Raw genomic sequence first — 23384 nt, forward strand, 5'->3', positions numbered from 1 at the left:
ATGTTAAAAAAATTAGTAACATTAAGAAATCCAAAATCGAGAACAGCAGAAGCTTTTAGAACATTAAGAACAAATATTCAATTCTCTTCCTTAGATAAAGAATATAAAGTTATAGCAGTTACTTCATCTGGCGCTGGAGAAGGTAAAAGTACAGTAATGTCAAATTTAGCTATAACTATGGCTGAAAGTGGTAAAAATGTTATTCTTGTAGATTGTGATTTTAGAAAACCTTCAATCCACAAGAAAATGGGAATTACCAATTCCGTAGGATTAACAAATATATTAGTTCAAGGTGTAAAAAAAGAGGATTGTGTTGTTAAGTCAACTGTTAAAAATCTTTTTATATTAACTAGTGGACCTGTGCCGCCAAATCCAGCAGAGTTATTAGGAAGTAAAAAAATGCGAGATTTTATTGAAGGGCTAAAAAGTGAATTTGATTTGGTTCTTATTGATGCGCCACCAGTTCTTGCAGTAACAGATGCACAAATTATATCTACAATAGTAGATGGTGTGATTTTTGTAGCTTCATATGGTGAAGCTCAAAAAAATGCACTGGTAGATGCAAAACAATTGATTGATAAGGTTGGTGGAAAGATACTGGGGGTTGTATTTAATAAAGTTCCTCAATCTGTAAGTGGGTATTATGGAAAATACTATAAGGGATATTATGGAAATGAAAACTAAAGGTTTAGAAGGTATAAATTTATGATGGATTTTCATAGTCATATAATATATGCTATTGACGATGGATCAAAAAACTTAGACATGTCCATAGAAATGTTGAAAACAGCAGATAATGAAGGTGTAGAATATATTTGTGCTACTCCTCATTTTATAACTGAAGAATTTGAATTTAGTCACGAGGAATATATTGAAAAACTAGACAGATTAGTTTTAGCGGCTAGAGAAGAAAATCTTAATATTAACATTTTATCTGGACTAGAAATTTATATGCACCCCGATTTGCCGAAACTCTATAAAGAAAAGAAAATTTGGGGAATTAACGACTCGGAATATCTACTTATTGAGCTTCCTATGGGGCAGTTTCCTCTGTATACTGAAGATGTATTTTATGAATTAATGTTACTGGGGGCAAAACCCATTTTAGCGCATCCAGAGAGAAACCTTAAGATTATGAAAAATCATGATTTAGTTATAAATTTAATTAACCAAGGGGTATTGATGCAAATTAATTCTGGTAGCTTATTAGGTGATTATGGTAAGGAAGTTAAAAAAACAGCTGAAGAATTTGTAAAAAGGAACATGATACACATGATGGGTAGTGACGGACATAATATTACGAGCAGAAAAACGAAGATAAAAGAAGCTTATGATATTGTAAAACATAAAAATAAAGCTGTATATAACTGGATGACTGAAAACCAAACTAATATTATTAATAATGTTTCCTCATTGGAAGTCTTACAATTGAAACTTAAAAAAAGAAAAGGCATAATTTCATTTTTCAATATTTTCGAATAAATTTTGAAAAATAGATTGAAATATAGAAATATATAGTATAGTCGGAAAACAATAATTAACAATTTCCATATTTAAGTATTAAAAGTGCTTATTTGAATGAAAAGTTATATTTGAATTAATTACGGGCATGACAAAAAGACTTTTTTATACACTATTAAAAAAAGCCGTAGGCTGGTTATTGAATTGAAATTTATTTTAAATTACGCAGCTATATTTTTAAGAGTTGGGAAAATATCAGCAAGGGCTATTAATTTTTCTGATGCCCAAGCATCTATGAAACAGCAAAATGCACCAAGAAATACCCTTGTTATTCTATACCCAACAGAATAAATAATTGCATCTTCAGCATGAAAATTATTATTTATTCTATCCCAACACCTTTCAGTAGTTGAACGTCTTTTATAAAGAGATTTCCATTGTTTTGAACCTCTTAATATTGGAGTAAAATACCTTGGGTTATCTAATGTTTTAGTGTAATAAGATTTATTGCTTTTCATAGGACATTTTTCACAGTTTTCACATTGAACTGGGAATAACCATTTATGTCTATATTGTTTAGTAATAATTCCCCAATTACGAAGCTGATGTCCACAAACAGTTCCGTGTGGAATAGCATTCTTATCAAGTTTAACAAATTCACTATTTGATGATGGTTTTGAAGAACGTGAATTTAAATCAATAATAGGATTTATTCCATAATGCATGCATAAAAGATAAAAAGCATTAGCATCATAAGCAGAATCTAAGGCTACAGAATGAAATTTAATTTCAGGATATAAATCTACAAGTTCTTTAAGTGCATAAACTCCAGTAACAGCATCATGGCGTGCCGCGCTAACAAATTTAATATGGATAGGTAGGCTGTAAAAGCTATCACAGGCAGTAAATCCATGATAGGTATGACCATAGTAATAATGTTCATTAAAGCTATCCCAACCCCAGCTAGCACTGGGGTCGGTAAACTTTCGATAACAGTCACAATGTTCTCCTGGTTTAAGTTTGCAATCACAAACTTTTTTACCGTAAGGCGAAGCCTGTGTTGGCATACAGGTTCCGTCGCCAGCAATATTTAGTTTAGAAGGATCGCCCAAAATACCCATTGATAAAGAAGGAATAACAAATAATTCTTTAAGTATGTTGTTCATTTTGGATTCGCTTCTGTCAAGGAGCTTTAAATTATCAAATTTTAAGATTCTTTTAACTAAACGGTCAACTACACCAGATTTGGAGTTATTCATCTTTTGGTTTTTCTTTTGCTTTTTACGTGGTTTACGTTTAATTTTACGCAGTTTGGATTTATTAAGGATCTTATCCTTATGAATCAGCCTATCCATAAAATCATAAAAAGTACCTACACCAGGAAGTCGGTCAACATGTATGCCTTCGGCTTTAGAGTCTGAATAGCAAGCGGGTATAAAACCAGATAAAATTGAATAGAAAGGGTCTGAACGTAATGTTTTTACCCAAGAGGATATACTAGTTTCTTTACAATAAGCCATGATAATAAGTGACCTGAGTAATGCTGCCGCATCTTTTGGCGGAGCTCCTTGATTAGATTTAGAATAAGTACTTTCTATTAGAGGGACAATTCCGGTTAGGTCGGTAGACCATATTTTAGTTATTTGTGAACTACGCTCAAACAAAGTGATTTGTTGATTGGTTTGAATATAGAATTTTTCTAAAAATGTTTCAAGAAAATATTGATATTGGGAATGAGAAACCTTAACAGTTAACATAAAAACACTCCTCGCAAATGAAATAATGTAAAAAATATACATATTTAATTTTGCGAATTTTTACTAGCTGTCAAGTCTTATTTCACAATGTTTAAGTAAAAAAAATAAAAAATAATACGAATAGCTTAAATTTTCTAGGTTATTCGTACAATATGAGGCACCACGAATTTTTGAGGTGAAGTTGATTTTTGAGCAAAATGAATCAAGAGTTAGCAGTGCCTTAAGAGTTTCCGAGAGTGCACAATATATTATTTGAGGGGAGAAAAACTATGAGAGTTAAAAAAGCTATAATTCCAGCAGCAGGACTTGGCACAAGATTTTTGCCAGCAACAAAGGCACAGCCTAAAGAGATGTTACCAATTGTTGATAAACCAACAATACAGTATATTATAGAGGAAGCAGTTGCGTCTGGGATTGAGGAAATATTAATTATAACAGGAAGAAATAAAAGAGCAATCGAAGATCATTTTGATAAGTCGATTGAACTTGAACAACAATTAGAGAAGAACGGTAAGGAAGATACCTTAACAATGGTTAGGGATATATCTAATATGGCAAACATTTATTACATACGTCAGAAAGAACCTAAAGGACTAGGTCATGCTATAGGTTGTGCAAAAACTTTTGTGGGGAACGAACCTTTTGCTGTAATGTTGGGCGATGATGTGGTGGATAGTGAAGTACCTTGTTTAAAACAACTCATAGATTGCTACGGCAAATATGAAACTTCAATTTTAGGAGTTCAAAAGGTTCCTTTAAGTGAAGTTAGCAAATATGGCATAGTAAAGGGAACTTCAGTAGAAGATAGAGTTTATAAGGTTGAAGATGTTATTGAAAAGCCTAACGCATCCGAAGCACCATCAAACATAGCAATACTCGGAAGATATATTATAACACCTAGAATATTTGATATTTTAGAAAATACAAAGCCTGGTAAGGGTGGGGAAATTCAACTTACAGATGCTTTAAAAACTTTAATAGCAGAGGAAAATATGTATGCTTATAATTTTGATGGCAGAAGATATGATGTAGGGGATAAAGAAGGATTTTTAGAAGCAAATGTAGAATATGCACTTAAAAGAGATGATCTTAAAGAAGCATTTATGAAGTATCTCCTAACTATTAAGGATAACGATACCTTTAAAGAAATTTATAATAAATGTAGTAATAATCTATAACAGAGAGTATTAGTAAAAAGCCAAGTGAAACTGGCTTTTTTTTATTGTGCGCCCAGTATTGGGGATGAACCAAGTAAATTTATTAGAAAATAGATTACTTGATTTTTAAGAAATTTTAAATAAATAGTTAATAAACTCCCATAGATTGAACAAATAGAAATATTTGGGGTAAAATATTATATGCTATTATAAAAAATATATTGAGAGGTTTTGGGTAGGAACTTATAATGTGGTAAAATGTAGCCATGAAGCTGTTGATAAAAGATTTGTCAAAATCATATGATCTAAGGCTATAGGAGGTAACAAAATGTTTCAATTTAAAGAGGAGTTATTATTAAAATTGAAAAATAAAACAGCTAAACTTGGTGTAGTAGGCTTGGGTTATGTGGGATTGCCATTAGCTGTAGAAAAGGCTAAAGTAGGATATGAAGTAATAGGGTTTGATGTTCAAGATCAAAAGGTTCAAATGGTAAATGAGGGACACAATTACATTGGTGATATTGTAGATTCAGATTTACTTAGATTAGTACAAGAAGGAAAACTTAAAGCTACCACAGACTTTAGCTTTGTTAAGGATGTTGATACAGTGTGTATTGCAGTCCCTACGCCACTAGATTTATATAAGCAACCGGATTTATCATATGTAGTGGAATCAACTAGAAGTGTAGCTAAGTATTTACATAGGGGGATGTTAGTAGTACTCGAAAGCACTACATACCCAGGAACAACGCAGGAAGTACTAAAACCAATACTTGAAGAATCAGGTTTAAAATGTGGAGTAGATTTTTTCTTGGCATTTTCTCCAGAGAGAGTTGATCCAGGGAATAAGCAGTTTAATACAAAAAACACCCCAAAGGTAGTTGGAGGATGTACTCCTAATTGTACTGAAGTAGCAGGAATGTTGTACAGAAGTGTACTAGAGGGAGAAATATTGGAAGTGTCTTCTCCAGCAGTGGCTGAAATGGAAAAAATTCTTGAAAATACTTTTAGAAATGTAAATATAGCACTAGCTAATGAAATGGCTATTCTGTGTAAAAGGATGAATATAGATGTTTGGGAAGTAATAGATGCAGCTAAAACTAAGCCTTATGGATTTATGCCATTCTACCCAGGCCCAGGGATTGGTGGACACTGTATACCACTTGATCCATTTTATCTAGAGTGGAAAGCAAAAGAGTATGATTATCATACAAAATTAATAGAAGCGTCGGGTATAATTAACGATTATATGCCTGAATTTGTGCTTGAAAATGTTATGAAACTTTTAAATGGTAATAAAAAGGCACTAAACGGAGCAAAAGTTCTCCTTATGGGTGTAGCTTACAAGAAAGACATAGATGATGTGAGAGAATCACCAACATTAAAGGTTATTGATCAATTAGAAAAAAATGGTGCGGATATAATTATAAATGATCCATTTATTAAAAAATTCACACACAAGGGTAAAGAATATGTATCTGTAACTTGGGAATATGAAATAAAAAATGCGGATATAGTAGTAATAACCACAGATCATAGTGGTTATAATTATGAAAAAATTGTGGAAGAAGCTAGTTTACTATATGATACTAGAAATGCTACAAAGCATGTTGTAAATAATAGAGAAAAGATAAATAAACTCTAAATAATGCATGCAAGAATCCTAGGAAGTCACCCTTAAGAGTCATTACAAGGAGAGAGATTTAAATGAAAAAATTAAAAATTGCAATAATAGGATGTGGAAGAATAGCATACAAACACGTGGAGGCTATAACACAAAATAAAACAGAAATTGAACTTGTAGCAGTTTGCGATGTGTTAGAAGTTAATGCTAATTCCAAAAGAGATGAGTATATAGAAGCAATAGGTGAAAATTCAGATGTAAAAGTTTATATAGATTATAAAGAAATGCTTGAGAAAACTGATATTGATATGGTTTCTATAGCTACTGAAAGTGGGTATCATCCAGAAATAGCTATATATTGCATGAATAGTGGGAAACATGTAATTGTTGAAAAACCAATGGCATTATCTATTCAAGATGCTGATAGAATGATTAAATGTTCAAGAGAAAATAATGTAAAGCTTTGTGTTAGTCACCAAAATAGGTTTAATGAGCCAATAAGAAAACTACGAGCTGCAGTCGACAAAAACAGGTTTGGAAAATTAGTTAATGGAACAGCAAGAATTCTTTGGAATAGAAATATGGGATATTACACGCAAGCACCTTGGAGAGGAACATGGAACCTGGATGGTGGTACTTTAATGAATCAATGTATTCACAATATTGATTTATTACAATGGATGATGGGTGGAGAAATAGATATGGTTTATGCTCAGTGTGGTACTTTCCTTCGAGATATAGAAGGTGAGGATTTTGGAGCAATAATTATAAGATTTATAAATGGAGCTATAGGTATAGTTGAAGGATCGGCTTGTGTATATCCTAAAAACTTGGAAGAAACATTGAGCATTTTTGGTGAAACTGGTACTGTTTCTATCGGAGGCATTGCAGTTAATTCAATAGAAACTTGGAGATTTGCTGATAATAAGGATACTGAGCAGGAAATATTAACGCAGCAAAAGGGAAATCCAGATTCAGTATATGGCTTCGGACATACCCCCTTATTTAAAGATATGATAGATGCTATAAATATGCATAGAGAACCGCTTATAAATGGCGAAGAAGGAAAAAAAGGTATGTCTATTATACTTGCAGCTTATAAATCAAGACTTACAGGTCTCCCAGTTAAATTTCCAATGGGGGATTTCTCAACACTCGAAATGAAAAAATAATTTTGAAGATATTATATGAAAAGAGGGTATTTTTATGAATTATGTTTCAGAAAAAAGCAAAATTGGCAATAATGTAACAATGGGACATTTTGTGGTAGTAGAAGATAATGTAGTAATAGGTGAAAATTGTATTATAGGAAGTAATGTAGTTATTCACATAGGAACTGTTATAGCAGATAATGTTAGAATAGATGATAATACGGTAATAGGTAAACAACCTATGAGATCAGTAAACAGTATATTCAAAAGTGAGGAAAAATTGCTTCCAGCTGAAATAAGTGAAGGTTGCATTATAGGGGCAGGAGTGATTATTTATTGTGGATGCGCAATTGCAGAAAAAACACTTATTGCTGACACTGCTGTAATAAGAGAAAATGTAATTGTAGGTTCAAAAACAATTATCGGCCGCGCAGCAACTATTGAAAATTTCTGTAAGGTTGGTTCTAATTGCAAAATACAGACTAATGTATATTTAACAGCTTATTCAGAAGTTGAGGATTATGTATTTATTGCGCCATGTGTTACAACCTCTAATGATAATTATGCAGGCAGATCAAAAGAAAGATTTGGAAAGTTCAAAGGGGTAACTATAAAAAAAGGTGGTAGAATTGGAGCAGGAGCAGTTATCCTGCCAGGTATTGTTATACATGAAGATGGTTTTGTGGCAGCAGGTAGTGTGGTCACAAAAGACGTGGAAGCAGGTAAAATCGTAGTTGGTAATCCAGCTAAAGTGCTTCGATCTGTACCAGAGGATCAATTGCTTAAAAATCAATAAAAGGAAGCAAAAGGTGATAATTATGTATAAGAATAAGAAGTTTCTAGCTATTATTCCAGCAAGAGGTGGTTCGAAAGGTATACCAAATAAAAATATTATGGCTATAAGTGGTAAACCACTTATAGCTTATACAATTGAATCAGGAAAAAAATCTAAATATATAGATGAATTAATTGTATCAACAGATAGTGAGGTTATTAAGGTTATAGCACAGCAATATGGGGCTAAGGTACCTTTTTTAAGACCAGAAGAACTATCAAATGATACTTCAAAATCCATAGACGTAGTTATACATTCAATAGATTTTTACAAAAAAAATAATATAAGTTTTGATTACGTAATATTATTGCAACCCACATCTCCATTAAGAACATTTAAGCACCTGGATGAATCTATAGAAAAGCTTATTGAGAGTAATAGTACCTCTTTAGTAAGTGTATGTGAAGCTAGCGAAAATCCTGTACTTATGAGAAGCATAGAAAATGAAAAGCTAAAAGAAGTTATAAATTTTGAAGGAACAAATATCAGAAGGCAAGACTTACCTGCTTTTTATATATTTAATGGTGCACTATATATAAATTCAAATGATATGTTAGTTAACAAAAAAAAATTTGTTGATGAAAACACAATCCCTTATGTAATGAACAAGGAAAGCTCCATAGATATTGACACGATGCTCGATGCAAGACTTGTAGAACTGATAATAGATACGAGTATGCATGTTTAAGATAGGAAATAAGGCTATAGGCGATGGAAATTCAACTTTTATTATAGCAGAGGCTGGGGTTAATCATAATGGAGACATAAATATAGCAAAAGAGATGGTAGATAAAGCTGTATTTGCAGGGGCCGATGCCATAAAATTTCAAACATTTATTACAGAGAAATTAGTTACTGGATATGCAGAAATGGCTGAATATCAAAAGGACAACATAGGCAAAAGTGACTCACAGTTTAATATGTTAAAGAAACTAGAACTATCGCGCGAAAGTTTCATAGAAATACAAGAATACTGTATACATAAGAAAATTATGTTTTTATCTACACCCTTTGATTTTGAAAGCGCTGATTTTTTAGCGTCTATAGGCGTGGAGGCTTTTAAGATTAGTTCGGGAGACTTAACTAATATTCCATTTTTAGAACATATAGCAAGATTTAATAAACCTATAATTTTATCCTCTGGCATGGCAACACTTTCAGAAATTGAAGAAACAATAAATGTAATAAATTTCCTGGGTAATAAAGAAATAGCAGTGCTTCACTGTACTTCAAATTATCCAGCTAAATTAGAAAGTGTTAACTTGAATGCAATGAATACCATAAAAAAATCTTTTGAAATTGTGTCTGGATATTCCGATCACACTGAAGGAATAACAGTGCCTATTGCAGCAGTGGCTATGGGAGCAAATATAATAGAAAAGCATTTTACAATGGACAAAAGTATGGAAGGACCAGATCATAAAGCTTCTCTGAATCCAATAGAGCTAAAAGAGATGGTTAAAGCGATTAGAGATGTAGAAATAGCACTCGGAACTGGAATTAAAATGTATAATTTTAGTGAAGTTGATACCATGAAGGCAGCTAGAAAAAGTATAGTCGCAGTTAGATATATAAAAGCAGGGGAGAGTATAAGATTCTCGGACTTAGATTATAAAAGACCAGGAACTGGACTTTCGCCTAAATTCTACATTGATATTGTTGGGAGAAAAACTAATAGAGATATAAAAATTGATGAGCAAATATCCTTAAACATGGTGGAATAAAAATTAGCTAAATTATTTCGAGCACATGGAATATGAGTACATGGAATATGCATTTATAGAATGGGAGATTAAATATGAAAAGAAAAATAGCAGTTATAACGGGTACGAGAGCAGATTATGGTATATTTTATCATGTTCTTAAAGAAATTGAAAAACATGAGGAATTGGATCTTAAGCTTATCGTTTGTGGAATGCATTTATGTCCTGAATTTGGCATGACTATAAATGAAATAGAAAAAGATGGCTTTGTAGTATCAGATAAATTTGAAACCCTTTTAGCTTCTGATACAGGGTCGGCAATGGCTAAATCTATAGGACTTTCAATTATAGGTATGGCTCAAAGCTTTGATAAAATAAAACCGGATCTAGTACTAATACTAGGTGATAGAGGAGAAATGCTAGCGGCAGCAACTGTAGCTATCCATATGAATATTCCTGTGGCTCACATTCATGGAGGAGAAGTAACGGGAACAGTAGATGAATCTGTAAGGCACGCTATAACTAAACTTTCTCATATTCATTTTCCAGCAAATGAGGACAGTATGCAAAGAATCCTTAAATTGGGCGAAAAGGAAAAAAATATTTTTGTAGTAGGAGCGCCGGGACTTGATTATATCGCGAGAGCAAAATATTTATCAAGGGAAGAAATGCTAGAAAAATTTAAATTAAAAGATGATAAGATATTTTTAATGACTCAGCACCCAGTAACTACAGAAAGAGACATGGTGGAATGGCAAGTAAGAGAAACATTAGATGCTGTTGTAGAACTTGGATATCAAACTATAGTTTCATACCCTAACAGTGATAATGGAGGACGCGAAATTATAAGGGTTATTGAGGAGTATAGAGCGAAATATCCATTTTTAAAAGTATTTAGAAATTTAAGTCAAATAGAGTACCTAAGTTTTTTAAGTATAGCTCAGGTAATGATAGGAAATTCATCGTCAGGTATAATTGAAGCACCTAGCTTTAAACTGCCTGTAGTAAACATAGGGTCAAGGCAGGACGGAAGACTAAGAGCACTCAATATAATAGACGTACCTTATGGAAAGGAAGCTGTAAAAGCAGGCATTAAAAAATCAATAGACGATGAGAACTTTAAGAAGCAATTAGAAAACTGCACAAACCCTTATGGTGATGGTAATGCAAGTGGTAAAATAGCACAAATTTTAAGTGAGATAAAGATAGATAGGGAACTTATACAAAAAAGGATAACTTATTAGTTGATAGTTAGGGGTGACATTATGGAGAAAATCGTACTTGTAGGTGCAGGTGGCCATTGCAAGGTTATTATAGACATTATAAAAAGTGCTTCTAGATATAATATTGTGGGGGTAACTGATAAAGATTTTAACTACGATAAATTTGTATTAGATATACCTATAATAGGTAATGATAGCATTTTAGAAGAATTATATAATACTGGTGTAAAAAATGCATTTGTATGTGTTGGTGCACTCCAAAACATTTTAACTCGCGAAAATATATATAATAATTTAAAAGCTATAGGGTTTAACATACCGGTACTTATACATAAGGATGCAATGGTTTCACCTTATGCAAATGTTGCAGGAGGAACTTGTATAATGCCTGGAGCCATAATCAATCCAGGAGCTTACATAGAAGAAAATTGCGTAGTAAACACCGGTGCAGTAATAGAACATGATTGCAAGCTGCAAAGGAATACACATATTTCACCTAAGGCTTGTTTAGCTGGTGGAGTTAGCATAGGGCGCAATACCCATATAGGTATGGGGAGTTCTATAATTCAATCAGTGCATATAGGGAATAATGTAATTATTGGAGCAGGAGCTGTGGTTATTGAAAATATAGCAGATAATGCAGTTGCTGTAGGAATTCCATCGAAAATTATAAAGTGTAGGTGATGTTATGAAATTTCCAATTGATAATTATTGTATAGGAGTGAATTCTACTATAAAAGAAGCTATGAAGGTTATAGATAAAAACTTAACAGGGGGAGCTTTAGTTGTAAATGGAAATAATGAATTAGTGGGAACTATTACAGATGGGGATATACGGCGTGCTATACTTAAAGGCCACAGTATAAACGAGGGTATAGAGAATACATATTTTAAGGATTTTAAATTTGTTACAGAAGAGTATGGAAAAAAGAAAGCAAAAGAGTATATGATTAAGAAAAAGATAAGGCAGGTACCTGTTATTGATAAAAATAAAAAGCTCATAGACTTATATTTTTTAGATGACATATTATCTTATGATAAAAAGCAAAATTATGTTTTTATTTTAGCAGGAGGTTTGGGAACTCGGTTAAGACCATTAACGCAGTCACTACCTAAACCTATGCTAACAGTTGGTGATAAACCTATCTTGGAGCTTATAATAGAACAATTTAAAGAATATGGGTTTACGAACTTTATTATTTCTCTTAATTACAAAGGAAAAATGATAGAGGAACACTTTAAAGATGGAAAAGAATTTGATGTAAACATAGAATACATTAGAGAAACTAAAAAACTAGGCACAGCAGGCTCAATAGCATTAGTAAAAGAAAAATTTACAAAACCTTTCATAGTTATAAATGGAGATATATTAACAGGAATTGATTTTGAAAAATTTTTAAATCATCATATCAATAATAACTTTAGTATAACTGTAGGTGTTAGAAATTATGAAATTAACGTTCCTTATGGAGTCTTAGTCACTGATAATATGCTTATAGAGTCTGTAGTAGAGAAGCCTACATATAAATTTCACATTAATGGTGGAGTATATGCTGTTAATCCTGAAATTATAAAATACATACATGAAGACGGAGTCTATAATATGACTGATTTAATAGAAGATGCAATTAACAATGATTGTACGTCAGGTATTTATGAGATAACTGAATACTGGAAAGATATAGGCAGAATGGAAGACTATAAAAAGGCCAACACGGATATTCTCAAATATTTTAAACTATAAGAAAAGGAGTAGATGAAATGAACTGGCAAGGGAAAAAAGTTTTAGTTACAGGTGCAGAAGGTTTTATAGGAAGCCATTTAACAGAAAGATTGGTGGAACTTGGAGCAGATGTTACAGCCATGGCTCAATATAATTCATTTAATAACTGGGGGTGGATTGATACTTTTGATAAGTCAGCAAAAGAAAGTATTAAAGTTGTTACTGGAGACATAAGAGAATATGATGGAATGAAAAGAATTATCAAAGGACAAGAGGTAGTGTTTCATCTTGCGGCTCTCATTGCAATCCCGTATTCTTATTTATCGCCTATGGCCTATGTAAGAACAAATGTGGAAGGCACTACAAACGTTTTAGAAGCCTGTAGAGAATATGGGGTAGAAAAGATTGTACACACATCAACGTCTGAAACCTATGGAACAGCACTTTATGTACCAATTGATGAAAAACACCCAATGCAGGGTCAATCTCCATATTCAGCATCAAAAATAGGAGCAGATAAAATGGCGGAAAGTTACTATAAAAGTTTTAATATGCCTATAGCAACTATTAGACCGTTTAATACATATGGACCAAGACAATCTGCAAGGGCTGTAATTCCAACAATAATATCACAGATACTCGCAGGGAAAACAGAAATCAAGCTTGGAAGCCTAACTCCGACTAGAGACTTTAACTTTGTATTGGACACTGCCCAGGCATTCATAAAAATAGCAGAGAGTGAAAAAACTAATGGTGAAGTTATAAATGCTGGTTCAAATCACGAGATAACTATAGGAGAAACAGTTAAAAAAATAATAAGTATAATAGGTAAGGATGTAAAAATTATTTGCGATGATGAAAGGTTAAGACCTATAAACAGCGAAGTTAATAGATTATGGGCTGATAATACTAAAATAAAGGAATTAACGCTCTGGAAGCCTAATTACACTATAGACAGAGGTCTTGAAGTGACAGTAGATTGGATAAAAAATAATATGCAACATTTTAAGACAGACATATATAATATTTAGCAAAAGAAGAATGTTTAAAAAGTGGGAGGGTTTTGTTATGATACCTTTATGTATACCAGAAATTAGAGGAAATGAACTTAAATATGTTAAGGACTGTATAGATACTAATTGGGTATCTTCAGTAGGTAGTTATGTTAATTTATTTGAAGAAAAATTTAGTGAATATGTAGGTAGCAAAAGTGCAGTTGTCACAAATAATGGTACATCAGCACTTCAATTAGCGTTAGTAACCCTTGGAATAGGATACGCAGATGAAGTTATAGTTCCATCTTTAACTTTTATATCTCCAGTTAACACTATAAAATACGTAGGAGCACAGCCTGTATTTGTAGATGTATGTAGAGATACCTTTGTTATGGATGCAGAAAAGATAGAGGAATTAATAACACCTAAAACAAAGGCTATAATGCCAGTACATATTTATGGCCATCCTGTAGATATGGATAGAGTAATGCAAATAGCTAAAAAACATGATCTATTTGTTATAGAAGATGCAACTGAATCATTAGGATCTACTTTTAATGGCAAAATGGCAGGTACCATAGGGGATATAGGATGTTTTAGTTTTAATGGGAACAAAATTATAACTACTGGAGCAGGTGGAATGCTTGTAACTAATAATTCAGAACATGGCGTACGAGCGAAATTTTTATCCACTCAAACAAAAGTAGTTACTGAAAATAAAGCATTCTATCATTCAGAAATAGGATATAATTTTAGAATGCCAAATCTTTTGGCTGCATTTGGAGTGGCTCAACTTGAAAATATTAAAGAATATTTAAAAATTAAAAGACAAAATGCGGCATATTACAATGAACTATTAAGTGAAATTAAAGGAATTACCTTACCGATAGAAAAAGAGAATGTAGAAAATTGTTTCTGGCTATACTCAATCCTAGTTGAGGAAAAGTATGGTATAACTCGCGACGCGCTTATACAAAAATTTAATGAAGAAAAAGTAGAGGCAAGACCATTCTTTATGCCTATACATGATATGATTCCATATAAAACTTGTACACATGGGGATTTAAGTATTACAAATGAGCTTTATCAGCGTGGAATAAATCTTCCAAGTTCTGTTGGACTTAAAAAAGAAGACATTGCAAAGGTATGTGAAATAATAAAAGAATGCAATAAATAACTCTGTTATTTATTTGCATTTAAGGGCGAAAGTCATTAATTAAGCCGCTTTAGTGGAGGTTTATGATATATTGGTAAGGTGGATAGGAGATAATATGAATATAGATTTTATAAAGAAATTGTACAAAAGCAGATTGGTGAAAAGTGGAGTTTGGTTTACTATAGGGACCTTTTTTGTTCAAGGCATTTCCTTTGTAACTATGCCTATTTTTACGCGGTTACTTAGTGCTAGTGATTATGGAATAACTGGGGTATACACCACATGGCTTTCCGTTTTTACAACTATAATTACATTAGGGCTATTGGCTACAGTTAATAATGCCAAAGTGGATTTTCAGGAAAGATATGATGAGTATGCTTCATCTATACTTTTTTTAGTCACACTATTTGCTATTATGTGGCTTATAATTGGATTTGTGTTTAAAAAGCAAATATCTTCTATTATAAACTTAAATTCTATATTAGTCATCTTCCTTATTATTCAAGGTTTTTTTGGATTTATCGTGGATTTTTCTAATGCCAAATTAAATGCTGAATATAAATATAAGAAATATTTACTTATATCAATAAGTAGTGCTATTATAAACACAATTCTGGCTATAATACTCATAAGTAATATTAAAAGTGATAAGTATTATGGTAGGATTGGTTCTTTAATTATTGTAGCTTTAATTTACGGTACAGTTTTATATGTAATTGCTATGAAAAAAGGCAAAAAACTAATTAGTTTCGAATACTGGAAGTATGGATTAGCCATATCTATACCGGCAATTGTGCATCTTTTATCAAGCGTGATTTTGCAGTCTGTGGATACGGTTATGATAAATAGTATGATAGGATCTAGCGCTGCTGGAATATATACCTTTGCATATAAAATTGGAATGATAATGTATATTGTATGGTTGGCGTGTAATAAGGCTTGGGTACCGTGGTTTTATGAGAATATGAAAGAAAAAAATTATGATGACATAAAGCTGAAAATTAAATGTTATATTATGTTGTTTTCTGTGATGGGGTTTATACTTATATTTATATCTCCTGAAATAGGAAAACTAATGGGTACAAAAAAATTTTATAAAGGGTTAGATTACGTTCCATTAATCATAATAGGATATTATTTTCAATTTCTATACAGTATACCAGCTAATATTGAATTCTATACTAAAAATACAAAGTTCCTTTCCCTAGGAACCCTTATTGCAGCTTTAATAAATGGTGTATTAAATTATATTTTAATTCCAAGATACGGTGCAGTTGCAGGGGCATGGACAACAATAATATCGTATATCTTATTATTTTTATATCATTATTATATATCTTTACGCATATTAGATGTAAGAATTTATACGTTTAAACCTTTTGCATATGGCATTTTATACATAGTACTTAGCAGTATAATATTTTTTATAGTGAAAAACAATTGGGTTTTGAGATATGGAATATTAATAGCAACATTAATTGTATTAGGATATGAGATTAAAAAAATCAGTGGAAAGTTAATGCAAAAATAAGTTAAAAGAGATGATTCAACGACATTTCAGAAGGAAAGTGTCCCACTTCTATAAGTGGGAGTACAAATCTCCTTCTGAAGTCGTTGATATTGCAGCTCCGCAGGAGATGATTTAATGGTTAAATTAATCTATACAGCACAAAAAAAAGAACTGATAATAGATAGAAAAGTTGTGGATTTATTTGAATATATAGGAAATATAAACGCAGAAAAGGAAGCTTTTGAGTATTTAACTTATTTAGAAAATCAAAAGGTTAATGGGTTAAAGCTTGAAGAGTTATATTTATATGATGATATACCATTATATATTTTTAGTAGACCCACTATTTATAGAAAATTAAATGGTTTGATTTTCTGTATTATGGTTATAAGAAATGCTCAGTATAAAACGAATGAAGAAATACAAGTAAAAACAGATGATGACTTTATGGAAAAGGTTTGTGTAGAGGTATTCAACCTTAAATGTGAGAGAATTTATAGTGAAAGAAACATTCAAGCTATAAGTAAAGGCAAGTTAACTAAACGGTTTATTAGGGGAATAGGGAGTTACTGCAAATTTATATTTAAAAACTTTTTAACGAATAGTAGAAATTATAAAGAGCCATTTTTAATTATTTCACATGCTTCAAGTTTAAACTTAGTTAAAGGTAATACCGATGGCTATTACGATACTCAATTAGGGGAAGTTATAAATAAATTAAAGGAAACTTATAATATTTTAAATTTTCAACTCTTAAACAATAAATACATCATAGATAAGACTCTAAATTGTCATGAAAATTTTGTACCATTTGAATTATTTATTTTATACAAAAGGCTTAAAGCCAAGAAAAATGTAAATAATAATTTATTAGTAGATAATTTAATTTATTTAGATAAGTTAGATTTTCACTTAAATGAACTTGATCTTAAAAATATACTTTTAGGGTTTGTGATGAAGGATTTAAGAACGAGTTATCTTTCCTATTTATATGAACTATTAATGGCAGGAAAAATTATTAGAAAGTTGAAAAGTAAAAAATGTTTGGTAGTAGGAGAAGGCGACAGGGGAAGGTGCTTTATAGTCGCAGGAAATAAGTTGAATATAGATACTTATGCTGTGCAACATGGAATAATAAATGAAACCTCATCTACTTACATAATTAATTCAAAGTATAAAGATTTGTTGGTGCCACGTAATACATTTGTCTGGGGGGAAAAGTATAAAGAATTATTGATATCTCATACAAATGTATATAATAAAGTAAATGTTAATGTAGTTGGTCAAGTAAGAACAGACAATTTAGTTCAAAATGGATATTTGAAAAAGTCTATAAAAAATGGGACACTGAGAATACTTTATGCCACTCAATATTTTAGGGATTTACTTGAACCGGCTACCTTAATGCTATTTAAGGCATTAAATTTAATGAAGGAAGATTACGAATTAATTATAAAACTTCATCCTGTAGATTTGAATTTTGAATTTTATGAAGTTATGGTGGAAAAGTTCCACATTAAAAACTGTAAAATAATGAAGGATGGAGATTTGTATGAATTAATTAAATGGAGTGGTTTGGTAGTAAGCGTACATTCTACAGTAGTTGTAGAAGCGGCACTTATTAATAAACCTTCTATATGTATATTACTTCCTAAATATAATGATGCTGGTGGTTTTGTTAAAGAGGGGGTATCCTTTGGAGTTAAGGATGAAAATGAGCTTTTAGAATGTATGATTAAAATAAATATAGGTGAGGTGACACTAAACCACGACATGCAAAAGTATATCCATGAAAATTTCTATAAGTCGGATGGAAAAGTAACAGAGAGGATAATAAATATTATAGTAAATCCTCCTGAGAAGCTTTTAGAAACAATAAAGAATGAGTAATTAAAGATAACTTTCTAAGATTCTTAATTATACTTAAATAGTGTAAAAGAACAGGAGGAAATTTATGAGAAAAATTTGCTTTTTAGCAGATGCACATAGTATACATACAAGAAAATGGGTTCAATATTTTGCGAGACTTGGTAATGAGATTCATATAATTTCTATGAGAGAAACAGATTATGTGTATGAAAACAATGTAAATTTGCATGTGTTAAGAACTATAGGTACAAATAAGTTAAGTTATTTTTTATTAATTAAATCAATTAAAAAATTAGTAAAAGACATTAATCCAGATATATTACACAGTCACTATGCTACTAGCTATGGACTTTATGGGAGAATGTGCAATTTCCATCCATTTGTAATATCTGTTTGGGGTAGCGATGTGTATGAGTTCCCTAAAGATAATAAAGCTAAAGAATTGCTACTTAAGTATATATTAAAAGGAGCGGATAAAGTTTGCTCTACAAGTTATAATATGACTGAGGAAACAAAAAAATACTACAACAAAGAGATAGTAGTAACCCCCTTTGGTGTAGATTTAGATAAATTTAAATGTAACACACCTATACTAAATAGTAGTTATATTACCATAGGTGTTATTAAGGGATTAGAAAAAATATACGGGTTAAATTATCTTATTGAGGGATTTTCAGAGCTTATACGTAAATACAGCGGAACCAAAGATTTAAGACTTTTAATTGTTGGAGATGGTACCCAAAAATTAGAGCTTGAGTCTTTAGTAAAGAAATTAAATTTAAATTCTAAGGTTACATTTACAGGTAAAATAGATAATGAAAGAGTACCTGAATACATAAACAAGATGGATATAGTATGTCTGCCATCCTTAAGTGAAAGTTTTGGAGTTTCAGCTGTCGAGGCCTGTGCGTGTGGACGGCCAATAATAACTACAGATGTAGGTGGATTAAAAGAGATAATTTTTAATAACTATAACGGTTTTGTAATCAAGCAAAAGAGTAGTTATGATATAACATTAAAACTTATTAAAATCATTGAAAATGAAGATCAAATGAAGGAATTTTCAAAAAATGCAAGAAGATTAGTCCGGGAGAGGTATAATTGGTTTGACAATGCAAAAATCATGAATGATATATATAAAACACTTGAGAAGGTTAGTAAATAGTAATGGTATATTCTAGCTTGCAATGCACTTGTCATTTGAAAATATCAGAAACTATGTAGGAGGATAAAAATGCAATTAACGCAAGAGATTAAAGAGTATTACTATTATTTGAAAAAGTATATTCACATAATTCTAATATTATATGCTGTTATAGAAATAGGGTTGTTCATAAAGATGGGTACATCAAATGTGCTCATGTTCGTAAGTAGCATATTTGTAACCTTGTTCGTAATTTGTAGTTTGATTTTAATGTTTAAAGATTTTGTTACCGCAAGTTTAGTTTACGCGGTAGCAATACCAATAATACCTATGGCGTTGTATATTATGAATAGGTTAAATATAGCTGGGATAGGTGAAGTGGTATATTTAGCTTACTTTGCTATATATTTAACCAATATGGCTCGCGAATTTAAATATGGAGGATTTGATTTTTCAAATCTTACGGTTAAATACACCAAGCTAAGTGTACTCTATATTATATTGTTATTATTAGCGACTATATCTTCTATGCGAAGTATTCATGTTTTAGAAGCATTTAAGCTAGTGCTACTTAACATGGTTTCAATGATGACCTATAGCATAGGTATACTTTGCTATAAAAAAAGCAATAAAGAGTTTTACAAGGATATATTGCTCTATTTATGCGTAGGAGTTACGTTATCATCAATACCAGATATAATAGTAACTTTATATAATTTAATTGTACGCGGCAATAATCAGCATCTCTATGGGGTCTTAGGTAGCAATTTCATGCTTGGATACACTATAATAGTAATGCCTTTTATATTGTTATATGCTATAAATAAAGAGCTATCATGGAGATATAATAAAATATATATTTTCTTATTATTAATTCAAATAATTAATTTTAGTACTCAAAAATCAAGAGGAATTCTCCTAACATTAGCTATGTGTTTTTTTATTGTAATTATAGTTGATATAAAGAATTGGAAAAAATATGCACTGATTTCTATAGTTGTGATTTCTTGCATGACATTTAATGTTATGCATAGGTGGGAGGTGGAAGAAATTGCAACAGGCATAAAGATAAACAGCATAGAAGACCTTGTTAGCAACAATGCCAGAGTGCTTAAAAAATTAATAGAGCAAACTAAAAGTCGAAGACCAATATGGGCCTTAGCTTTTGAAATGATAAATGACCACTTTTATTTTGGTGTGGGACCAGGGCACTTTAAATATTACTATTTACAATATGGTGGAAACCCTAAAAAATTGTACATAGATGCTCATAATATAATTCTTAATTTAATTACAGAATTTGGAATTGTATTTACTTTTACTTTTATGTTAGCTTGGCTAAGCAGCTTAATAAAGTCAGTATTGGATATAATTAAAAATAATAAGAAAGATTTCAAAGAATTTAAATGGCCAGGAATTATTGGGCTTTTATGTCTCTTTGTTTATGGAAATATTACAGGCCAATCTTTTATGGCCTCAAGAGATCCAATAAGTGTAGTGCCTGCTTTTGTTTTTACTGTAGTGATGATACTAATGATATATTCAGAAGGAAAATCTGTTAGTTAAGAGTTAGGACAATGAGAGGTGTTAATAATGAAAAACATATTAATAGTAGCTTATGTTTACCCACCACTAGGAGGTGCAGGAGTTCAGAGAACTTTAAAATTTGCTAAGTTTCTAAAAAAATTTGGATACAACGTAAACGTGCTTACTGTAAATAATGAAAAGAGCACTATAAAGGATGAGTCTTTGAAAGCTGAATCAACGGATGGAATAAAGGTATTTAGGGCTATGCAAAGAGATAATTTTATTGTCAACACTATTGCTAATAGGAATATAACCCATGTCAAAAACATGAAGGTTGAAAATAAAGAGGATATAATAAAAATAACCTCTGAAATTACACTTAAATCTAAAGTTAAGAGAAAAATAAAAAAAATCTTATTAAGTATTTATAGAAATATGTATATACCGGATGATAAAATTTCATGGAAAAAAGATGCGGTAGAATTAGGACTTAAAATAATTAAGGAAGAAAATATTGATATAATATATTCTACCTCAGCACCATATACTGGGCATTTAATTGCTTGTGAGTTAAAGCAAAAATCTAATGTAGCGTGGATTGCTGACTTTCGTGACCAATGGGTAACTAACCCATTCGCAGATTACACGCCCTATGCTAAGAGAAAAAATGAAAAGATGGAGAAGACAGTTATTGAAAAAGCGAATGTTGTAATATCTGTAAGTAAACCTATAATAGATGATTTTATTGATAGATATAAAAATCAGAGGGCAGATAAATTTAAAATAATTACTAATGGATATGATGAGGATGATTTTGATGAATATAATATAGATAGGATACCGCCCAAATATATTATAACTTATAATGGAACCCTATATGGGAAGATATCACCAAAGAATTTCTTAATAGCTATAGATAGGCTTATTGAGGATAAAAAAATAAAACAGGAAGAGCTTATCATTAGATTTGTCGGGCAGATAGGAAAGGATGCCCAGGAAGATATTACGTTTTTTCTTGCAAAATATGATAAGGTTATAGAATTTATATCATATTTGCCCCATAAAGAAAGTTTGAAGCAATTAGAAAATTCTTCAGCAGCGCTTCTAATTATAGGAGCTTTTGAAAGAAGCGAAGGCGTATATACAGGAAAGATATTTGAGTACATAAGAAGTGGAAGGGTTGTTATAGGCATTGTACCGGACGGTGTTGCTAAAGATTTAATACTTGATACGAACACAGGATTTTGTTGTCATCCTGAACAAATAGATGAAATTAAAGAAGTTATATATAAATCCTATGGCATTTGGAAAGGCTCGCAGGAAAAGTTAGATATTCATTGGGAAAAAGTTAAAAAGTACAACAGAGAAAATTTAACTAGAGAACTGATGAGTATTATAGAAAGTTTATAAATGATGATTTGAAAAGGAAGTGCAATTCTAATTTTTATAAAAAACTTTATTAAAAAAACTTATTAAAAGTCAGGAGTCTATATGAAAATATTAACAGTCGTAGGAGCAAGACCGCAGTTTATAAAAGCAGCTGCAGTATCGAATATAATTAGAAATGAGCATGAAGAAATTTTAATACATACAGGTCAACATTATGATGAAAATATGTCAAAGATTTTTTTCGAAGAACTTAAAATACCTAAGCCTAGTTATAATTTAGAAGTAGGTTCAGGTGGACACGGCATGCAAACTGGTAGGATGTTAATAGAGCTCGAAGAAATTTATATAAAAGAAAAGCCAGATATGGTTTTAGTTTATGGGGATACGAACTCAACCTTTGCTGGAGCAATTTGTGCAAGTAAGTTACGTATTCCAGTAGCACATATAGAAGCGGGACTTAGAAGCTTTAACATGAATATGCCGGAGGAACAAAATAGAATCTTAACAGATCATATTTCAAAATATCTGTTTGCGCCTACAACTACAGCGATTAAAAACCTAAGTACTGAGGGTATAACTAAGGGTGTTCATAATGTAGGGGATGTAATGTATGATGCGACCCTTAATTTTTCAAAAATTTCAAAAGAAAAATCTAAGATTATGAAGAAACTTAATTTATACCAGGAAGAATTTATTTTAGCTACCATACATAGAGCAGAAAATACTAATGATATAAATAGATTAAGAAATATTAGTGGGGCATTAAATGAGAGCGGTAAAAAAATAATATTGCCACTACATCCAAGAACAAAAAAATATATGGATGATTATGGTTTAAAATTTAATGAGAATATAAAGATAATTGACCCAGTTGGGTATTTAGACATGATCATTTTAGAAATGTACTGTAAAAAGATTGTCACAGACAGTGGTGGAATTCAAAAGGAAGCTTTCTTTATGAGTAAGCCTTGTATTACTATGAGAGAAGAAACAGAATGGGTAGAAACAGTAGAAAATGGATGGAATATTATTGTTGGAACTGATAAAACTAAGATTTTAGAGGGTATAGTTAATTTTGTGCCAAATAAATCTCAGCAAAATATTTTTGGAGATGGTCATGCTGCAGAGAAAATTTTAAAAATTATAAACAAACAATAGAG

General features: G+C 31.2%; 20 protein-coding genes. 19 read left to right on the forward strand and 1 reads right to left on the reverse strand.

Annotated features, from left to right (window positions below):
* Positions 1–684, forward strand: coding sequence for a CpsD/CapB family tyrosine-protein kinase (locus ACWJJT_RS01750; protein WP_462955827.1), 684 nt, complete (start codon positions 1–3; stop codon positions 682–684).
* A 21-nt stretch (positions 685–705) separates the two neighbouring features.
* Positions 706–1482, forward strand: coding sequence for a tyrosine-protein phosphatase (locus ACWJJT_RS01755; protein WP_462955828.1), 777 nt, complete (start codon positions 706–708; stop codon positions 1480–1482).
* 200 nt (positions 1483–1682) lie between these two features.
* Here ACWJJT_RS01755 and ACWJJT_RS01760 read toward each other — a convergent pair whose 3' ends face one another.
* Positions 1683–3218 (reverse strand): transposase, encoded by a 1536-nt coding sequence (locus tag ACWJJT_RS01760; protein ID WP_462954445.1) that lies wholly within the window; start codon positions 3216–3218, stop codon positions 1683–1685.
* Positions 3219–3487: 269 nt separating this feature from the next.
* Here ACWJJT_RS01760 and galU point away from each other — a divergent pair, with 269 nt between their 5' ends.
* The 17 genes from galU (at position 3488) to wecB (ending at position 23382) form a co-directional block, all read left to right on the forward strand.
* Complete coding sequence (gene galU / locus ACWJJT_RS01765) at positions 3488–4396, forward strand: UTP--glucose-1-phosphate uridylyltransferase GalU (protein WP_216303549.1); 909 nt, start codon at positions 3488–3490, stop codon at positions 4394–4396.
* Between the two features lie 307 nt (positions 4397–4703).
* Complete coding sequence (locus ACWJJT_RS01770; RefSeq protein ID WP_216304330.1) at positions 4704–6020, forward strand: nucleotide sugar dehydrogenase; 1317 nt, start codon at positions 4704–4706, stop codon at positions 6018–6020.
* Positions 6021–6082: 62 nt separating this feature from the next.
* Complete coding sequence (locus ACWJJT_RS01775; RefSeq protein ID WP_462955829.1) at positions 6083–7171, forward strand: Gfo/Idh/MocA family protein; 1089 nt, start codon at positions 6083–6085, stop codon at positions 7169–7171.
* Positions 7172–7205: 34 nt separating this feature from the next.
* Entirely contained in the window at positions 7206–7946 is a 741-nt protein-coding gene (locus tag ACWJJT_RS01780) for an N-acetyltransferase (protein WP_216304328.1), read from the forward strand.
* Between the two features lie 22 nt (positions 7947–7968).
* Complete coding sequence (locus ACWJJT_RS01785; protein WP_462955830.1) at positions 7969–8673, forward strand: acylneuraminate cytidylyltransferase family protein; 705 nt, start codon at positions 7969–7971, stop codon at positions 8671–8673.
* Positions 8666–9709: an N-acetylneuraminate synthase gene (gene neuB, locus ACWJJT_RS01790; protein WP_462955831.1), complete on the forward strand. Its 1044-nt coding sequence runs from the start codon at positions 8666–8668 to the stop codon at positions 9707–9709. The genes ACWJJT_RS01785 and neuB overlap by 8 nt, the downstream gene beginning before the upstream one ends.
* A gap of 74 nt (positions 9710–9783) precedes the next feature.
* Complete coding sequence (gene neuC / locus ACWJJT_RS01795; protein WP_462955832.1) at positions 9784–10932, forward strand: UDP-N-acetylglucosamine 2-epimerase; 1149 nt, start codon at positions 9784–9786, stop codon at positions 10930–10932.
* Positions 10933–10953: 21 nt separating this feature from the next.
* Complete coding sequence (locus ACWJJT_RS01800) at positions 10954–11595, forward strand: acetyltransferase (protein ID WP_462955833.1); 642 nt, start codon at positions 10954–10956, stop codon at positions 11593–11595.
* A gap of 4 nt (positions 11596–11599) precedes the next feature.
* Complete coding sequence (locus ACWJJT_RS01805; protein ID WP_462955834.1) at positions 11600–12655, forward strand: nucleotidyltransferase family protein; 1056 nt, start codon at positions 11600–11602, stop codon at positions 12653–12655.
* A 17-nt stretch (positions 12656–12672) separates the two neighbouring features.
* Entirely contained in the window at positions 12673–13665 is a 993-nt protein-coding gene (locus tag ACWJJT_RS01810; protein ID WP_462955835.1) for an NAD-dependent 4,6-dehydratase LegB, read from the forward strand.
* Between the two features lie 37 nt (positions 13666–13702).
* Positions 13703–14806 (forward strand): LegC family aminotransferase, encoded by a 1104-nt coding sequence (locus ACWJJT_RS01815; protein ID WP_462955836.1) that lies wholly within the window; start codon positions 13703–13705, stop codon positions 14804–14806.
* A 94-nt stretch (positions 14807–14900) separates the two neighbouring features.
* A complete protein-coding gene (locus tag ACWJJT_RS01820; protein WP_462955837.1) occupies positions 14901–16316 on the forward strand; it encodes a lipopolysaccharide biosynthesis protein in 1416 nt (471 codons plus the stop codon).
* 114 nt (positions 16317–16430) lie between these two features.
* On the forward strand, positions 16431–18185 hold the full coding sequence (locus ACWJJT_RS01825; RefSeq protein ID WP_462955838.1) for a CDP-glycerol glycerophosphotransferase family protein: 1755 nt from the start codon (positions 16431–16433) through the stop codon (positions 18183–18185).
* Positions 18186–18249: 64 nt separating this feature from the next.
* A complete protein-coding gene (locus ACWJJT_RS01830; protein WP_462955839.1) occupies positions 18250–19329 on the forward strand; it encodes a glycosyltransferase in 1080 nt (359 codons plus the stop codon).
* 69 nt (positions 19330–19398) lie between these two features.
* Positions 19399–20874 carry an O-antigen ligase family protein gene (locus tag ACWJJT_RS01835; RefSeq protein WP_462955840.1) on the forward strand — a complete coding sequence of 492 codons (1476 nt, stop codon included), beginning with the start codon at positions 19399–19401 and terminating at the stop codon, positions 20872–20874.
* Between the two features lie 27 nt (positions 20875–20901).
* The gene (locus tag ACWJJT_RS01840) at positions 20902–22245 is read left to right on the forward strand and encodes a glycosyltransferase (protein WP_462955841.1); all 1344 of its coding nucleotides are present in this window, start codon (positions 20902–20904) and stop codon (positions 22243–22245) included.
* Positions 22246–22326: 81 nt separating this feature from the next.
* Complete coding sequence (gene wecB, locus ACWJJT_RS01845) at positions 22327–23382, forward strand: non-hydrolyzing UDP-N-acetylglucosamine 2-epimerase (protein WP_462955842.1); 1056 nt, start codon at positions 22327–22329, stop codon at positions 23380–23382.
* Positions 23383–23384 lie beyond the last annotated feature (2 nt).

This window comes from Clostridium sp. CM041 (genome assembly GCF_055081035.1).

Excerpts from the sequence above, each read along its gene's own strand:
- ACWJJT_RS01755 (WP_462955828.1), top strand. The coding sequence starts at position 706 with ATGATGGATTTTCATAGTCATATAATATATGCTATTGACGATGGATCA.
- wecB (WP_462955842.1), top strand. The coding sequence starts at position 22,327 with ATGAAAATATTAACAGTCGTAGGAGCAAGACCGCAGTTTATAAAAGCA.
- ACWJJT_RS01805 (WP_462955834.1), top strand. The coding sequence starts at position 11,600 with ATGAAATTTCCAATTGATAATTATTGTATAGGAGTGAATTCTACTATA.
- ACWJJT_RS01825 (WP_462955838.1), top strand. The coding sequence starts at position 16,431 with ATGGTTAAATTAATCTATACAGCACAAAAAAAAGAACTGATAATAGAT.
- galU (WP_216303549.1), top strand. The coding sequence starts at position 3,488 with ATGAGAGTTAAAAAAGCTATAATTCCAGCAGCAGGACTTGGCACAAGA.
- ACWJJT_RS01785 (WP_462955830.1), top strand. The coding sequence starts at position 7,969 with ATGTATAAGAATAAGAAGTTTCTAGCTATTATTCCAGCAAGAGGTGGT.
- ACWJJT_RS01835 (WP_462955840.1), top strand. The coding sequence starts at position 19,399 with ATGCAATTAACGCAAGAGATTAAAGAGTATTACTATTATTTGAAAAAG.
- ACWJJT_RS01760 (WP_462954445.1), bottom strand. The coding sequence starts at position 3,218 with ATGTTAACTGTTAAGGTTTCTCATTCCCAATATCAATATTTTCTTGAA.
- ACWJJT_RS01820 (WP_462955837.1), top strand. The coding sequence starts at position 14,901 with ATGAATATAGATTTTATAAAGAAATTGTACAAAAGCAGATTGGTGAAA.
- ACWJJT_RS01810 (WP_462955835.1), top strand. The coding sequence starts at position 12,673 with ATGAACTGGCAAGGGAAAAAAGTTTTAGTTACAGGTGCAGAAGGTTTT.
- neuB (WP_462955831.1), top strand. The coding sequence starts at position 8,666 with ATGTTTAAGATAGGAAATAAGGCTATAGGCGATGGAAATTCAACTTTT.
- ACWJJT_RS01750 (WP_462955827.1), top strand. The coding sequence starts at position 1 with ATGTTAAAAAAATTAGTAACATTAAGAAATCCAAAATCGAGAACAGCA.
- ACWJJT_RS01840 (WP_462955841.1), top strand. The coding sequence starts at position 20,902 with ATGAAAAACATATTAATAGTAGCTTATGTTTACCCACCACTAGGAGGT.
- neuC (WP_462955832.1), top strand. The coding sequence starts at position 9,784 with ATGAAAAGAAAAATAGCAGTTATAACGGGTACGAGAGCAGATTATGGT.
- ACWJJT_RS01815 (WP_462955836.1), top strand. The coding sequence starts at position 13,703 with ATGATACCTTTATGTATACCAGAAATTAGAGGAAATGAACTTAAATAT.
- ACWJJT_RS01800 (WP_462955833.1), top strand. The coding sequence starts at position 10,954 with ATGGAGAAAATCGTACTTGTAGGTGCAGGTGGCCATTGCAAGGTTATT.
- ACWJJT_RS01830 (WP_462955839.1), top strand. The coding sequence starts at position 18,250 with ATGAGAAAAATTTGCTTTTTAGCAGATGCACATAGTATACATACAAGA.
- ACWJJT_RS01780 (WP_216304328.1), top strand. The coding sequence starts at position 7,206 with ATGAATTATGTTTCAGAAAAAAGCAAAATTGGCAATAATGTAACAATG.
- ACWJJT_RS01770 (WP_216304330.1), top strand. The coding sequence starts at position 4,704 with ATGTTTCAATTTAAAGAGGAGTTATTATTAAAATTGAAAAATAAAACA.
- ACWJJT_RS01775 (WP_462955829.1), top strand. The coding sequence starts at position 6,083 with ATGAAAAAATTAAAAATTGCAATAATAGGATGTGGAAGAATAGCATAC.